The following is a 352-nucleotide window of genomic DNA, read 5'->3' as shown; positions in this document are numbered from 1 at the left end:
CCGTCTGGCCGTCCCGATCCACCGCCCGATATAGATAAACCCATTTGCCCCGGATCTTCAGGTACGTCTCGTCAACCCTCCACGACCGTCCCGCAGACGTGGCAAAATGATTCCAGCGCTTGACGAACTCGGGCGTATAGCGGCGCACCCAACGCAGAATCGTCGTGTGAGCCAGCGACGACCCTCGCTCAGCCATCATCTCGACGAGATCGCGCAGGCTGAGTTTGTAGCGCAGATACCAGCGCACACAAAGAATGATCACCTCACGGTCAAAATGACGGCCGGCGAATAGCCCGTCCAGACTCTTCAGCTTGTTCATCGCGGCTCCTCAAATCGGTCAGGGCGACACTCT

The 352-nt window shown here is 58.5% G+C and carries 1 protein-coding gene; it reads right to left on the bottom strand.

Annotated features, from left to right (window positions below; all coding sequences use genetic code 11):
* The coding region (locus AB4Y34_RS42130; protein ID WP_368719341.1) for an IS6 family transposase at positions 1-319 on the bottom strand (319 nt) is incomplete at its 3' end.
* Positions 320-352 lie beyond the last annotated feature (33 nt).

Source organism: Paraburkholderia sp. BR10954 (genome assembly GCF_040965775.1).
Lineage (GTDB): Bacteria > Pseudomonadota > Gammaproteobacteria > Burkholderiales > Burkholderiaceae > Paraburkholderia > Paraburkholderia youngii.
This window is presented reverse-complemented; position numbering and strand designations above follow the sequence as displayed.